13 protein-coding genes are annotated in these 14,748 nt (G+C 46.2%); 3 read left to right on the forward strand and 10 right to left on the reverse strand.

From position 1 onward, the window contains the following. Both J2Z66_RS07540 and J2Z66_RS07545 read right to left on the reverse strand, forming a co-directional pair. A complete protein-coding gene (locus J2Z66_RS07540) occupies window positions 1-1,545 on the reverse strand; it encodes a spore germination protein (protein WP_209970735.1) in 1,545 nt (514 codons plus the stop codon). 98 nt (window positions 1,546-1,643) lie between these two features. Further along, window positions 1,644-2,597 carry a carbon-nitrogen hydrolase family protein gene (locus J2Z66_RS07545; RefSeq protein ID WP_376774365.1) on the reverse strand — a complete coding sequence of 318 codons (954 nt, stop codon included), beginning with the start codon at window positions 2,595-2,597 and terminating at the stop codon, window positions 1,644-1,646. A gap of 220 nt (window positions 2,598-2,817) precedes the next feature. On the opposite strand from J2Z66_RS07545, the gene J2Z66_RS07550 reads away from it, so the two are divergent. Together J2Z66_RS07550 and pdxR are read left to right on the forward strand one after the other, a co-directional pair. Continuing rightward, complete coding sequence (locus tag J2Z66_RS07550; protein ID WP_209970737.1) at window positions 2,818-3,030, forward strand: hypothetical protein; 213 nt, start codon at window positions 2,818-2,820, stop codon at window positions 3,028-3,030. 198 nt (window positions 3,031-3,228) lie between these two features. Further along, window positions 3,229-4,665: a MocR-like pyridoxine biosynthesis transcription factor PdxR gene (gene pdxR / locus J2Z66_RS07555; RefSeq protein WP_209970738.1), complete on the forward strand. Its 1,437-nt coding sequence runs from the start codon at window positions 3,229-3,231 to the stop codon at window positions 4,663-4,665. A gap of 755 nt (window positions 4,666-5,420) precedes the next feature. On the opposite strand, the gene J2Z66_RS07560 is transcribed toward pdxR, so the two are convergent. Next, window positions 5,421-6,071: a TetR/AcrR family transcriptional regulator gene (locus J2Z66_RS07560; protein WP_209970739.1), complete on the reverse strand. Its 651-nt coding sequence runs from the start codon at window positions 6,069-6,071 to the stop codon at window positions 5,421-5,423. A gap of 197 nt (window positions 6,072-6,268) precedes the next feature. Between J2Z66_RS07560 and J2Z66_RS07565 the strand changes: the two genes are divergently transcribed. After that, window positions 6,269-7,768, forward strand: a complete 1,500-nt coding sequence (locus J2Z66_RS07565; protein WP_209970740.1) for an MDR family MFS transporter — start codon at window positions 6,269-6,271, stop codon at window positions 7,766-7,768. 134 nt (window positions 7,769-7,902) lie between these two features. Here the strand turns inward: J2Z66_RS07565 and J2Z66_RS07570 are convergent, their stop codons facing one another. The 7 genes from J2Z66_RS07570 to J2Z66_RS07600 all read right to left on the reverse strand — a co-directional run bounded on the left by J2Z66_RS07570 (window position 7,903) and on the right by J2Z66_RS07600 (window position 14,727). Beyond that, the gene (locus tag J2Z66_RS07570; protein ID WP_209970741.1) at window positions 7,903-11,241 is read right to left on the reverse strand and encodes an ATP-binding protein; all 3,339 of its coding nucleotides are present in this window, start codon (window positions 11,239-11,241) and stop codon (window positions 7,903-7,905) included. Between the two features lie 86 nt (window positions 11,242-11,327). Further along, window positions 11,328-12,215, reverse strand: a complete 888-nt coding sequence (locus tag J2Z66_RS07575; RefSeq protein WP_209970742.1) for an ABC transporter substrate-binding protein — start codon at window positions 12,213-12,215, stop codon at window positions 11,328-11,330. Between the two features lie 35 nt (window positions 12,216-12,250). Beyond that, complete coding sequence (locus J2Z66_RS07580; RefSeq protein WP_209970743.1) at window positions 12,251-12,472, reverse strand: hypothetical protein; 222 nt, start codon at window positions 12,470-12,472, stop codon at window positions 12,251-12,253. A gap of 25 nt (window positions 12,473-12,497) precedes the next feature. After that, window positions 12,498-12,881: a holo-ACP synthase gene (gene acpS / locus J2Z66_RS07585; protein ID WP_209970744.1), complete on the reverse strand. Its 384-nt coding sequence runs from the start codon at window positions 12,879-12,881 to the stop codon at window positions 12,498-12,500. Between the two features lie 39 nt (window positions 12,882-12,920). Beyond that, window positions 12,921-13,658, reverse strand: a complete 738-nt coding sequence (locus J2Z66_RS07590; RefSeq protein WP_209970745.1) for an SDR family oxidoreductase — start codon at window positions 13,656-13,658, stop codon at window positions 12,921-12,923. Between the two features lie 24 nt (window positions 13,659-13,682). Continuing rightward, window positions 13,683-14,426, reverse strand: a complete 744-nt coding sequence (gene fabG / locus J2Z66_RS07595; protein WP_209970746.1) for a 3-oxoacyl-ACP reductase FabG — start codon at window positions 14,424-14,426, stop codon at window positions 13,683-13,685. A 4-nt stretch (window positions 14,427-14,430) separates the two neighbouring features. Continuing rightward, complete coding sequence (locus J2Z66_RS07600; RefSeq protein WP_209970747.1) at window positions 14,431-14,727, reverse strand: acyl carrier protein; 297 nt, start codon at window positions 14,725-14,727, stop codon at window positions 14,431-14,433. Window positions 14,728-14,748: the final 21 nt, after the last annotated feature.

Below are 14,748 nucleotides of genomic sequence, written 5' to 3' on the forward strand. Positions count from 1 at the left end.
CTACTCCCCCTGTTCCTTAAGAGGCTGAACGGGCTTCATCGTCCTGCTGCTGCGGCTTCCTCCCCCAGCTCTTGTTAACCGCGGCCTCTTTGTTGGTGTCCAGGCAGGAGCCCGTACCAGAACATCCTTCCACTCTTCAGACATCATTGGTGCCAAAGGCGATAAATAAGGAGTCCCAAATGAGCGAAGTGAGCATAAGTGAATAACTATCGCGATCAAGCCGATCAATAAACCGAGCAGCCCCAGAATCCCTGCCAGCAGCATAATAGGAAATCGCAATAGCCGAATAGAGATTCCAATTGTATAGTGAGGAATTAAGAATGAGGCAATACCAGTAATAGCCACAACCATAACCATGGGAGAGGAAACGAGCCCGGCTGAGGTGGCTGCTTGTCCTATTACAAGAGCTCCGACAATGCTGACAGCTGCCCCTACCTGTTTAGGGAGACGTACACCAGCTTCCCGTAAAGCTTCAAACATGGTCTCCATAATAAAAGCTTCAACAAGCGCTGGAAACGGGATTTCTTCCCTGGATTTGACAATGCTGAACAACAGCGACGACGGAATCATCTCCTGATGGTAGGTCAGAACGGCAACATAAGCGGAGGGAGCAATCAAAGCAATCAAAAAGAATGTATAGCGAAGCCAGCGAATAGCTGTTGAGATCATATAGCGCTGATAAAAGTCTTCAGGTGATTGAAGCAGGGAAAATAAACTTATTGGGGCAACAAGACAAAAGGGTGTTCCATCGGTTAAAATAGCAACACGGCCTTCCAGTAACGATGCTGTGACAGTGTCAGGGCGCTCTGTGGCCATAATTTGTGGAAAAGGAGAAAAAGGTTGATCCTCGATGTATTCTTCGATATTTCCGCTCTCCAGAACACCATCGACTTCAATAACTGCAAGCCGCTTCTCCACCTCTGCAATTAATTCTGGAGCCGCCAATCCTTCTACATAAGCAATTGTCACACATGTTTTCGTATAAAGCCCTAGTTCTAATCCTTTCATCTTCAGGTCGGGATTACGTATCCGCCTTCTTAACATAGCCATATTATCGGTAATAGACTCCGAAAAACCTTCACGGGGACCTCTGACCACGGATTCTGCTACCGGGTCTTCTACCGCTCTTTTACGCCAGCAGGCTAAAGAAAAGGCATAGCCGGTGTCCATACCATCAACTACCAGGACCGGGTTGCCCATTGTCAATTGATCGGCAATATCGTTAAACGTAGGCAATTCTTTAAACTGCAAATGATTAATCTTCCTATAGATCAAATCTTCAAAATAGACTTCCTGGGAAGCTTCCTGAGAAACCTCTTGTTCTATTCTGTGATCCACTGTGGAAACCGATTGCCTAATTTCGTCCAAACGCTCCTCATCAGTAAGGCCGTTGAAATACACAAACAATCCTGGAACGGTTTGTCCCAGGTCACAATCCAGATATACAATATCAGTGCAGTCAGAGAACAACTGCTGTAATCTGGTCTTATTTTGTTCAAGATGAATGCTTAGCAGATTATCAAGGTTGGACGGATCATGGCTCATCTTCAGTTTCCTTCTGATGTGGAATTTTGTTCTGGTTTATGCTTTCCACTTCGAGCCAATCGTATTCTATTCTTTCGTTTCAGTCAGCTTCTCCAAGCTCAAATAGTGCGAAGGATATCCTGCTTCTGATTGTTTACGATCAACTGAAACACATCAGGGCGGCTATAATGTCCAGTAGCATCAAAGTCAAAGCGGCTTTGTGTTACCAGCGATAAATCAAGGTCTGCTATAATCATACCCTCCTGGTCAAAAAGCGGCCCTGTTACATAACCTCCAAGCGGTCCAACAATAGCACTTCCACCTCGGCTAAGAATATCGGAATCCTGACTAATATCTCCATAACAAGCGAGGTCTACGGGGTAAGATTCCTTCGTTACAAATTGATTGCTGGAGATCACGAAACAGCGCCCTTCACAGCCGATATGCTGCAGAGTAGCCTGCCAGGTATCCCGTGCATCTGCTGTAGGCGTTATTAAGATGTCAATGCCTTTGGCATACATAGCCATCCGGGCAAGCGGCATATAATTTTCCCAACAAATCAAACCTCCAATTCGCCCGAAGGGTGTATCTATGACCGTTAATGTGCTCCCGTCTCCCTGTCCCCATAGAAGACGCTCAGCTCCAGTTGGGACAAGCTTGCGGTGTTTGCCCAGAACACTTCCATCAGGTCCCATATACAGGATTGAATTAAAGAGAGTCCCCCTGCTAAATTCCTGATCACGTTCAACTACACCAATGACTAGATAAACACCAGCTTCCCTGGCAATTTCCCCAAGAATAGCCGTATCTTCACCAGGAATATCGATAGCGCTCTCCCAGTAACGTGCCCAATCCTGGCGGCCTTCCGTACTCCGGCTTCCTACCCGTGTTCCAAAGGTTAGCCCCCTCGGGTACCCTGAAATGAATACTTCAGGAAATACAACCAGCTTAGCTCCTTTAGCAGCGGCATCTTTCGTCCAACTGGCAATCTGGGTTAAAGATGATAGTTTGTCAAAGAGGATGGGTGCCGCTTGAACCACTGCGACACGTAATTGGCCTTCTTTCATGTTCATAACCTCCTGGCGATTTGATTTCTTAAACATTTCTAGCATACTTCTATAATAAAAGAACTTGTGTGCATATATCCCATCCAAAGAACCGCTTTTTTCCCCATCCAGTTTCATTAAGAAGCCGAATGGCTGGTATAAAAGCTTATGAATTGGATGGTTACAACTGGTTATATTATTTATATGATCAAGTTATGGTACTCTTAGGTTTAGGTGGTGGTAAGATATGTCCGTGTATGCATATTACATCGTGTTTTTCGTTATTCTATTGTGCGGTACGATTGCAACTATCATGATTGGAAACTCTAAAGCTAACAAAGAAGGAAACCCTGAATATGATCAAAAAACAAAAGGCTATTGGAGCAGACTAACGTGGTTTTATGTAGTCGCTATTGTTCTGGGATTTGCAGCTTTAGGCTTCTATTTGTATATGAAGTGACCCAATATTATGGATCATAGATGCAAGCGCAGGTTATCTGCGCTGCATCTTTTTGCGTTTTCTGGGCAGTTCATTTATATGGGCGGCTCATCCGGTTGTCAAATAATTGATGAATGAAGCAGCCCCAAAAACTGTGTTCAGATGTTATGATAAGGGCAGCATATTTTTATAAAAAAGATCAGTCAAGGTCGTGATAGCATGTGGAAGCCAGATCGGACAAGCGGACAGTCGCTTTTTCAGCAAATAGCAGATGATATGGAGCGGAGAATCTCATACGGCGAATTTCCGCCTGGAAGCTTACTGCCTTCTGAGCGTAAATTAGCCGAGCAGCTTGAAGTTAATCGCAGCACAGTTGTGCTTGCGTATGAGCAGCTGCGGGCACTAGGACTTATCGAAAGCCAGACAGGAAGCGGCACCCGTGTAAGCAGATTTAAGTGGGGCGTCAGTTCCAAGCATACCCCTAACTGGAACCGTTACGTAGAGGGTGGAAATTTCCTGCCCAACTTACCTTTTTTACGCCGCATCAGAGAAGTGCTTCAAAAAGGAACAGCCATCATCGATTTCGCCAGCGGTGAGCTGGCTTCGGATTTGGCTCCTAATGAAGAAATCAGGCTTATTTTGAAAGAACAGCCTTTCATTGAGCATTTGGGGTATGTCAATCCACAAGGCTATGTACCGTTACGAGAAACTCTTGTTTCCTATTTAGAGCAATATCGCAGCATTCAGGCCACTGAATCTTCCATCCTCATCACATCCGGCTCCCAGCAGTCATTGTATTTAATTACCCAGTGCTTGCTCAGTCCAGGGGATGCTGTTGCGATTGAAGATCCCTCCTACTGCTACTCTTTGCCTATGTTTCAATCTGCCGGACTGCGTTTGTTTCGTCTGCCTGTAGATGACAAAGGCATTAAGCCTGAGGATGTCCGGGCCTTATATAAAAAACACCGGATCCGGATGGTTTTCATTAATCCCAATTTCCAGAACCCAACTGGTGCAGTATTCGATCCGGTTCGCCGCACGCAATTGCTCGATCTCGCTGCAGAGCTCGGCATCCCTATCGTAGAGGACGATCCATTTAGCCTGACTGCTTATGAGGGAACACCTCCTGCTCCCCTCAAGTCTTTGGATCAGCACGGTTCCGTTATATATATTGGCTCTCTTTCCAAAATCGCAGCTTCGGGTTTACGCATTGGCTGGATGGTTGCTCCCCATTCTGTTGTCTCCCGCCTGGCCGACGCCAGACAGCAAATGGATTTTGGGCTCAGTGTCGTTCCACAAAGAATCGCTGTTCAGTTTCTGGAATCCCCTTACGTCGAGCCGCACCTGGACCGTCTGCGTACAAGCCTGCTCTTCAAACGTGATTTACTGATAGGTGCCCTGGAAAAAGAGCTGGGGGATGATGTAACGTTTACCGTACCGCAGGGAGGCTTGCATCTCTGGTGTAAAATTATCCCCGAAGTGAATGATAGCAAGCTGCTTGAGGAAGCGATAAAAAGAGGGATTATCTTTGTTCCCGGCAGTGTGTACGGATCTGATTCCGGCTATGTCCGCTTCACCTTCGCCAGACCCAGCCAGGAAGATATCGTTCCGGGCATAGCCAAATTTGCCGAAGCGCTTCGTGCTGTGCTCGTTTGAGAAAAACGCCCTTCTTGGGCGTCCTCTGAGGTGCGTGTTCGTTTTGTGGGTGGTTCGGGGAGGAAATGGCTGTGGGCTCCAGCCGCTGTTAAAGATTTGTTCCCTTGAATGGATGGATATAGAGGTAGGAACAAATCTTTAAAGGCGGACGCTGCCGCTCTTCCACCCACAGCCATTCCCTCTCTTTAGCTACAATTCGCACGAATCACACGAACACCAAGCTCAAACGGAAAGCCAGCAAGCGTGTTTCTCTTGGTTGGAGGAGATCTCGTAGCAGGCAATGATGCTGGGATGAAGAGCAGTAACGTTCGATGAAGATCGATGGAGCGTGATGGAACGATTTGAAGCGCCTCGCGATGAAGATCGATGAAGAACTGCTACTTTAACGATGTTTTTCATCGCTAAAAGCACGAGGTCGCCTCCGCAACTTACTTTAACGATGAAAAACATCGTTAAATCCCTGGTATCCACCCAGATGGGACCATCCGACCTCTTTTAACGATGAAAAACATCATTAACGTAACGGATTGATCTGAAACCCTTACTTTAACGATTAAAAACATCGTTAAGTGAAGCACACGCTCCATTCGGGGAGACGGGGGAGACGGGAGTGACGCGACACGAGGCAGCTTTTCCCAAAAATATAAAAGGCACATTACAAATAAACCAACCGACTCCATAAAAATCGACAGGGATTATATGCACTGCACCTTTAGTTAAACTTAAAAATTAAACTAAAAAATAAACTTAAACACCTACAACCCTTTCACAAAAAGGCGGCAAATGCCTTCAGTAAATCGCTGCTTGCTGTAGCCCAAAACTTCCCTGTGATACAGGTACTGTTCCGGACTGAGCGAAGATAATATCGTGTTCACAGTCAGTGTAACATCAATGGGCTGAATCTCCCCTTGACTTACGGCACTGTTGATCAGAGTTTCAAGAACACTGTGAAGTCGCACATAAATCGGTTTTTGATGTATAGAGGTTCTTTTTTTGTCAGTATACATCGATTTGATCCCTGCCAGCAGTGGCGCCTTATCATCAATAAAATCAATGATCCGGATAATGATCTGCGACAGCTGGCTTAAAGCTGCTTTTTGGGGATCGGCATCAGCCAGACTTGAATCAAGAGAGTCAAGAAACTCGGCTGTACCAGAACGCAATAAATCGCTGCAGACCTCACCTATATGAGGATATCGGCGATACAAGGTGCCTTGACCTACCCCCGCCTCTTTGGCGATTTGGTACATCGTAACCTCTTCAATTCCGTGCTTTTCGAACAGGCTTTGTGCAGAAGTAAGAATACGTTTACGATATTCCGAATCCCGCTCTTCGCGCCGGCCGCAGACGGCCTCTGCCGCCTTCTGTTTGTGCAGAGAATCTGCATGGTGATTTGAATGCTTCACGCAAGGTCCTCCTTACGAACAATATTCATGAAAGAAACATTTGACATTGCGGACAATTGTCCGTAATATGATGTAGCGGACAATTGTCCGAATTAATTATAACACATTCAGTGAACTTGCGCTCTTATTCATATGCCTGAATGAACCTTTAGGAAGAATGGAGCCTTGAACTGATGTCGTCTAAGGAGGAGCAAGGGATGAATCAAGCAGCTGCAACCGGCGGTAATGAACCGGAGTTTCGAATTACGAGTATTTTAGTACCGCTTATTGCCATTATATCGGGTATTTTTATGGTTATTCTCGATACGACCGCAATGAATGTCGCCCTGTCGAAGCTCGTGGTCGACTTTCAAACTGATTTGCCTACGATACAATGGACCGTAACTGGCTACATGCTGGCAACAGCGGCTGTCATTCCGCTCGCTGGTTGGTTATCGGACCGCTTCGGGGCCAAGAATGTATTCTTGTCCTCTGTCATTATGTTTACGATTGCTTCTCTGCTATGTGCTACGCCGAACACTGCAGAGTGGTTAATTGTGTTTCGAATTCTTCAAGGACTGGGTGGCGGCTTCGTTATGCCTGTCGCTATGGCGTACGTATTTCGTCTGAGTCCTCCGAATAAGATTGGTCAAGTTATGGGAATGCTTGGTGTACCCATATTATTAGCGCCTGCGATTGGCCCTATTCTAGCCGGATGGCTGGTAGAGTTTCATTCCTGGCACTGGATATTTCTAATCAATATTCCTGTTGGGATTTTCAGCTTTATTTTTGGACTGTGGAAGCTTCCTAAAGTAGGCCGTAAACAGGTAGCCGGATTTGATTTACCGGGTATGATCCTTGGACCCATTGCTTTTGCGGCATTATCGTATGGTGTATCGCAGGGTGCAGAGAGCTGGACTTCCGACAAAACGCTCGGAGGGCTCATCATTGGTACACTTGCACTAATTGGCTTTATTATCGTTGAGCTTAGGGCCAAGATTCCGCTTCTTGAACTGCGTGTGTTCCGTTCCGTTGATTTTTCCTTCAGTATTTTTGTCCAATGGGTTCTGCAATTCTCGTTGTTCGGAGCCATTTTCCTGCTCCCGCAATTTCTCCAGCAAGCCCGGGGTTATGGCGCGTTTGACACAGGAATGACCTTATTTCCACAAGCTTTGGCTTCAGCCGTCATGATGCCTATCGGTGGTTATTTGTTCGATAAAATTGGCGTAAGATGGTTGGTTGTTATCGGACTCAGTCTAGTCTCTGGGGCAATCTTTCAATATTCTCATGTTAGCTTGACTACGGAGGGTCATGATTTGATCTTACCGTTGATTATGGCCGGGGCAGGTATGGGACTTATGATGATGCCGCTCAATTCACATTTAATCAAGAAAGCGCCAAGTGATTTGGTCAGCCGGGTCACCTCGTTGACCAGCGCGATGCAGCAGGTTATCAATTCCTTTGCCGTCGCAACCTTGGTAACAATTCTTTCATCCCGGGTATCAACTTTGATCGCGGAGAAAAACATCACAGTAACCGGACCCGCCGATATGCAGAAAGCTATGCTTCAAGTGGCGCCTGAAGCCTTCGGGTACACCTTCAGAATTATGCTCGTTATTGCTGTCATTGGCATTTTCCTTGGATTATTTCTTCGCCGCGGCAAAGCACAAGAAGAAACAGCAGGCAATAAGGGAGCCGGTTTGGAAGGTCTCCACTAAAGATTTTTACTAAGACTTGAGTTAGGCAGCAAAACAGGCTATCCGTCCTTTTGACGCGATAGCCTGTCTGTGTTTGAAGAGTGCATCCCATGCCTCTATCACTCTATCACTCTTAAACTCTTACAGTAAGTCTCTTACAGCTCATCGTCCAAATTATAGACAGGTAATGTAAAAGAGAACGTGCTGCCGACGCCCTGCTCACTATTTGCCTGGATGCGTCCCTCGTGGTATTCGACGATTTCCTTGGCAATGGCCAGTCCGATTCCTCTGCCCTTATAGCCGGAATGGCTGGAGTTCTGCTGCTCCCGGTAAAACCGGTCAAACACCAAAGGCAGCGCTTGTCCGCTAATTCCTTTGCCCGTGTCACTCACACTAATCTCAAGTTCCCCCCAAATGTCTTCTTGATTGTCACTCTTTCTCACTTCCCACGAAATTGAAACCATCCCTCCATCAGCCGTATATTGAATCGCATTGGAGACCAAATTATTCATCACCTGATCGATACGGTCTGAGTCCACGATCAGCTTCAACTGCTTGATCTCGGAGGTAACACTCGGCATCTTGAATTGGTAATGTAACCCGGCCTGGGCAACATCCATCCCGAATCTATCCCCGATTTGATTCATAAATGTTACAGCTGTCAGTATTTCAAATTTCATATTGGAACGCCGCGACTCAAGCCGGGACAGCTCAAACAGATCTTGTATTAACCGGTTCAAGCCAAGCGATTTCGATAAGATCATCTTCAGGTAAAGCCTTTCTTTCTCTTGATCCTGCACTATTCCGTTCAGGATAGCTTCCGTGTAACCTTGGATAGCGGTCATTGGCGTGCGCAGCTCGTGAGAAATATTGCTTAACAAGTGACGTCGTGCGGATTCCAGACGGTTTAATTCTGTATTTTTATGCTCCAAATCCTTATTCGTAGTTTCCAGTTGAAGGGTTCTTTCCACTATTTTGGACTCCAGGCTTTGATTAAGCTCTTTAAGGCGATCATTAAGCTGAGCCAACTCATGAGCGTTCAAACGGACATCCTGCACTGCTTTTTTGAGCGTAATCAAAGTATGTACACGTGCGGTTAATTCATTGCGGTCAAAGGGCTTTGAAATATAATCATTTGCACCCGCAGCGAATCCTGCAACTATACTTTCTTCCCTATTCTGAGCGGTCATTAACAAAATCGGCAGCTCATAAAGGGTGTAGCTTTCCCTGATTTTGCGGCACAGCTCAAAGCCTGACATCCCCGTCATCATAATATCGACAATGATCAGATCATAACGGTGCAGCTCATGCAGCATAGGGAGCACTTCTTCTCCGCTGTACGCAGTAGTAACGGCACATTGCGCTGATTGAAGCTGCTGTGTAACAACGTGTAAATTTACCGGTTCATCGTCCACAACAAGCAGATGAAATTCAAAAGCAGAAGCCGCGGCTACCTGATCTCCAGGCTCGAGCGTTTGTGATAATGCTGGTGACAGCCCTCTCTTGGCTTTGCTTGTCCGGATTACATCCTGACGGGGATCATGATGAAGAGTAAATGTAAAGCGTGAACCCTTCCGCAGCTCGGATTGTACCCGGATCGTTCCCCCGTGAAGCTCGACAAGCTTTTTCGAAATTTTCAGTCCAAGTCCGGATCCAATTTCCGATGTACCTTCGTCGACCTGTTCGAATGCTTTGAAGATGTCTTCAAACTTTTCCAGGGGGATCCCAATACCTGTATCCTGTACGACTATTTCTACATCCTGCTCCAGCAGCCGGGCGGTTATAGAAATCGTTCCGTTCGGCGTATACTTAATCGCATTTCCTATTAAATTGTATATGATTTGCTGCAGCCGGTTCTCATCCGCCTGAATGTTTGGAAAATCATCGGGTATACGATTATCCAGAATGAGGCTGCGCCCTTCCGTCAGCGGCTTGACAATCGTTAAGACCACATTGACGAGCTGATGCAAATCCACCTCTTTACGATGAAGTACAATAACATTGCTGCGTAATCGGGAATAGTCCAGAATATCATTGATTAGATGCGTCATTCGCTTACTGTTGGAAATAATCATGCTCAGGTGCAGCTCCTGTTCTCCCGTTAGCTGCCCCCTCATATTAAATAACAGCGATTCTGCCAAACCAATCATTCCGTTAAGCGGGGTCCGCAATTCATGGGAGGTATCCCTCATAAACTCATCTTTCAGCTTGTTCGTCTCCATAAGACGATCAGACAGCTTTTCTACTGTTTTGAACGCTTTCGAGAAATTCATGGCTAGAATGATTGACAAACATAAAATAAGTACTAACAAACCATAGGGGAAATAAGTTCCCGTATTCAGCTTGCCGTTATTGTTCAAAATATCGTTAATCACCGACAACGAGAATAGCAGCCCACCAATAGCGGTTAGTACGGCCCCATCACGTCCTCGAGCGATAGCTTTCAGAATGACATACATCAGGAAACACATAGTAAGAACGGCATAAATCTGATACATACTTGCAAAAGACAAGTAAATGCTTATGGGGCTGACCGAGATGAATGAGGTAATTAATACACCTAGTGCAATAAAAATTTTACGCAACAGACGGGACATTTCATCAGGAAAGTTGGCGTGAACGAACAGCACAAACATAGGAGCGCTGCACAGGAATCCCAAGTACTCCATTTTGATCAGGTATTCCCATTGTATATTCGGAAGCAGGATCGCGAAGAAGGTCTGACCATGCGAGCTAGTCTTGATAGCAAGCAGCAAACAAATGATACCAAAATAAAGTGAGGATCTATTTTTTCTAAGCATCGAGAAAAGTACCATATGGTACAAGCCCATAATAATCATACTGCCGATCAGCAGCATTTCCACGGATAAATCCAAGTTCATTTCATTGAACAGTGCCGTATAAGTGTCCATTTTAATAGGATCGAATATACCAGCCTTACGGTGTACAAAATTCGAGATTTGGATAATGATTTCCATATCGCCGTCCATATGATTCAAATGAATCAGCTTGGGCACAACAACAGCTTTCATCTCTTCCTTGCTCTTTCCGACAATACCGCTTGAACCGACCATTTCCCCATTCACCCACATCCGGTATGCGGTACTAAGGCGTATAGTTTGAAGCGCTTTCGGCTGCGAATGGTCTGACATGTGCACCTGGAGCCGAAAGGTTGCATAACCATGGGTTGTCAAAGGACGACCCTCTACCTCGTACCCTTCCCAGGAGCGGGGGATCTTTATATAACCGGTCATTGGCGGCTTACCACTAATGAAATCCTGTGGTTCCAGCAGCTGATTCCAGTAAATCTCCCACTCACCATTCAAATTGACACTGCCACTCGTATTAACATCCCAAAGTGTCAGATCAAGAATCCCTTTCGTGGCAACAGGTGCAGTACTTCTACCCTGTTGATAAAAGGCTGCAGCAGCCATAATAAGTCCTATTACGATAATGGGGAGTAAGACGGCAAACCACCTAGTCCTGGATTTCATCTTAACCTCCAAACATGTTAGTCCTGCAGCATTTCGCACAGTATTTCGCACAGCAATTTGCAGCCGTTTTATACTTGTAAACTCGTTTATTCAATCTCGTAATGCTGCAGCAATTCATGAATGAACGGACGATTCAGCTCCAGGTATACGTTCATCCAGGCGAGCAAGTGCTGGTGTTTTGCCGAAACTGCGATGGCTAGTGGATCGATCTTATCGTTAAGAGCAATAAATTGCAAATCGAGAGAGCTGCCAGGATTATGCTTCAAATGCATAGATAATTCGAATTCATCATATAAGACGGCAAGCACCTCTCCCTTACTGACAGCCTCCATTAATTCAGGCCCTGTATTGAACTGTATGATTTGAGCTTTAGGGAAAAGCTCCCGGGCATATTGCACATATGAACTGCCTGATATGGCACCGATCTTGTCACCTTGTGCCTGAATAAGCTGAAGAGTATGTTCTCCTTGCTTCCCCAATTTGGCAAGCTGCAGCCGATTGACTAACAGAGACTGGCGCAAAGTCAAATATGGACTAGAGAAAAAAACCTTCTGAGCCCGCTGTAGCGTCATACTTAGCTTAGATAAGGCAAAATCTGCTTCCCCACTCGCCACCTGATCAATCAATTCGTCAAAATTACCTGCTGTACGCAGAAAAGATACCTTCACTCCGAACTTGTCGGCGATGTCTTGTGCAAGCATCACATCGCTTCCTGTAAGTGTGCCGGTTTCATCGAGATAAAAAAAAGGATAGCGATCACGTGCATACATAGCTACTTTGAGCGTACCCTGCCGATGGATGGCTTGCATTTCGGCTGTCAGCTTTCCCAATTCGGCTGGTGCCAGTCCCAGGGAAGCATCTTGATTAACAGGAGGAGCTTGAGGTGCTGGTACGGATGGCGCAGATTGAACCTGAGCACAGGCTGTAAGGGTTAGGACAAGCAAGAATAGGCTGAAAAATCGCCAGAGATTCATGAAACATCTCCTTTATATTGGTTATAAGTTTGCATTCAATGTTCTGGGGCCAAGTCACCAGGGTTAAGTTTACGAAAGCAGACGGCGCAAATGTCCATGTGGAATACAGCTACCCGCTGCCCGCATTGCTTGCACAAAGGTACTAGAATGGAAGCAAGCCCACCCGCTACCTGTTCCAAATCTCCATCGTTCAATTCATCAGGATCTTTCTTCTTGGCCTTGAAGCCCTCGGAATGTGAATTTCGTTCGCTCGCCATCATTCGTCTCCCCGCCACTTTTAAACTAAGCCAGCTCTAGTACAACTGTAGCTTCTGCCGCCATGCTCGTATGCGTAATACTGAGATGACATTGAACCCGATGACCAATGTGACTATACACATTTGAAGGTACTTTGACGCTCAGCCTGTGTGAACCATCCGTTGAGATGTCAATCGAGCTTAGTGGCACCAAGCCACTAATTCCCGTTCCCAGCGCTTTCACAAAAGCTTCCTTGGCTGCAAATCGTCCCGCAACCCATTCCGCTTTCCTTTGCTCATCAAGGATGCTGTCTAGTGCCGCTAGTTCCTTCTCGCTTAACAAACGGCGAAGAAATAAACGGGACGTTCTGCGAAGTATTTTTTCTATACGGCTGATTTCAACCAGATCGGTTCCTAAACCAACGATCATTCTCTTTCTCCTTCGCGCCTCAGCTATCTCTTCAACTAACTACAAGGTCGTATCCAGTCCGAAGCCCCAGTGTATATTTTGCCCGCTCAATCCGCTTCCATGGTCAAGCAGCACATCCAGCCCCTTAACCAAGTCCGATAGTTCAGGAATGGGGGGCTTCAACGCATAAATGTCCAGTGTCTTGCGTACAGCTTTCCATTGTTCGGACAGATCTTCATTCCGGAAAAATCCGAATGTAAGTGCATTAATAGTAATCCGAAATGGAGCAAGCTCCTTAGCCAGGCTTTTGACGAATGCAATTACACTGTGATTATAAACAGGAGAGCTCGGAAATTCAGAATAATGCAGGGAATCGGCAAGTAACGGAAAAATGATTTGGCCCTTTTTCTTTTTGGCCATCATATTCCCAGCAGCACGACTGTACAGAAAAACCTGTTTGATTCGGCTCTCCAGCACTTCCGTAAAGCTGAGTGGATCAGCGTCCAACAGTTGAGCCTCATCCATCCAGTCGTTCCCATGAATAAAAACATCCATTCCTTCCATAATATGTGCGGATTTCAACACAAGCTCATGGATACTTGCAAGCGCCTTCGGGTTCTCTACAATAGGGTTGCACAAATGCCGCTGTTCTTCAGGAAGCAGTGACAAAAAATCCTCAGCATCAACCGGATCTGCAAACTGTACAGTCAGCTTAATTCCACGCGCTAACAAATGATATCCGATTAATCGGTTAACGCTGCCTCCCGCCTGAGTGAGAAATGCGGTACGGATCATCATCTTCCCTCCTCTATTTAACGCAGATTATCGCAGAAAACCGCCATCCGCTTTAAGCACGTGATCCGAGACATAATCAGACAGCGGGCTCGCCAGGTAAACAATAGAGCCGGCAATTTCTTCCGCGGTTCCCATCCGGTTCATGTTGGTATGCCGTAGAAAATTATGTTGTTTTTCAAGCGGGACCTTATCCGTCATTTGCGTTGTGATCATGCCGGGAGCGAGTGCATTCAGCCTGATGCCATCTGCCGCATATCTTCTTGCCAGCATTTTTGTCAGACCTATAATCGCTCCTTTGGATGCCGCATAGTTGACTTGTGCCTCGCGTCCATAAACACCGCTGACAGATACAACATTTACCACCTTACCTCCACCTCCGGCTGCCATATAAGGAATCGCCTCCTGGCAGCATATACAGGTTCCTGTAAAATTGGTGCGGAAGACAGTATCCCACTGCTCTTCAGACATCATCAAAGCAAGCTGATCATCGGAAATACCTGCATTGTTCACAAGAATATCCATTCTTCCCAATTCATCGTATACTTGCTTCATCATTGAGGCTATGAATGAACGGTCCGTAACCGATCCTTTGAACATTCGGACATCACTTCCCCGCAAAGCCAGCTCGCTCTGCAGCTCTTCTGCCAGCTTGTCGCTGCTGTTGTATACCCCCACAACTGAGGCTCCTTCAGCCGCAAGTCGCTCCATCGCAGCACGTCCGATGCCTCTTGTTGCTCCAGTTACTACTGCAACCTGATCACGTAATAGCATCAGCCTACTCCCTCGCTTGAAGCTGCGCCAAGATGAATGAGGCAATGGAATGGACACAATGCAGATGAGCCTTCAGCTCTTCAGCGGGAATATCTTCAACCATAACACCGTATAGCTCCTCCATGCCTACCATAACTTCAAAGGCTTCAACTGAATCGAGGCCAAGACCTTCTCCAAATAATGGCATATATTCGTCTATATCGTCCGCAGTAATATCCTCCAGCTCCAGCCGCTCAATGAGGAGGTTCGCTTTCACTACCTCTTTTATTTGCTGCAGATCGTAAGTTTGGGTTAAGCTCATAATTATGTTCCTCCTTAATAA

It is taken from the genome of Paenibacillus eucommiae (assembly GCF_017874215.1).
In the GTDB taxonomy this organism is placed as follows: Bacteria; Bacillota; Bacilli; order Paenibacillales; family NBRC-103111; genus Paenibacillus_AI; species Paenibacillus_AI eucommiae.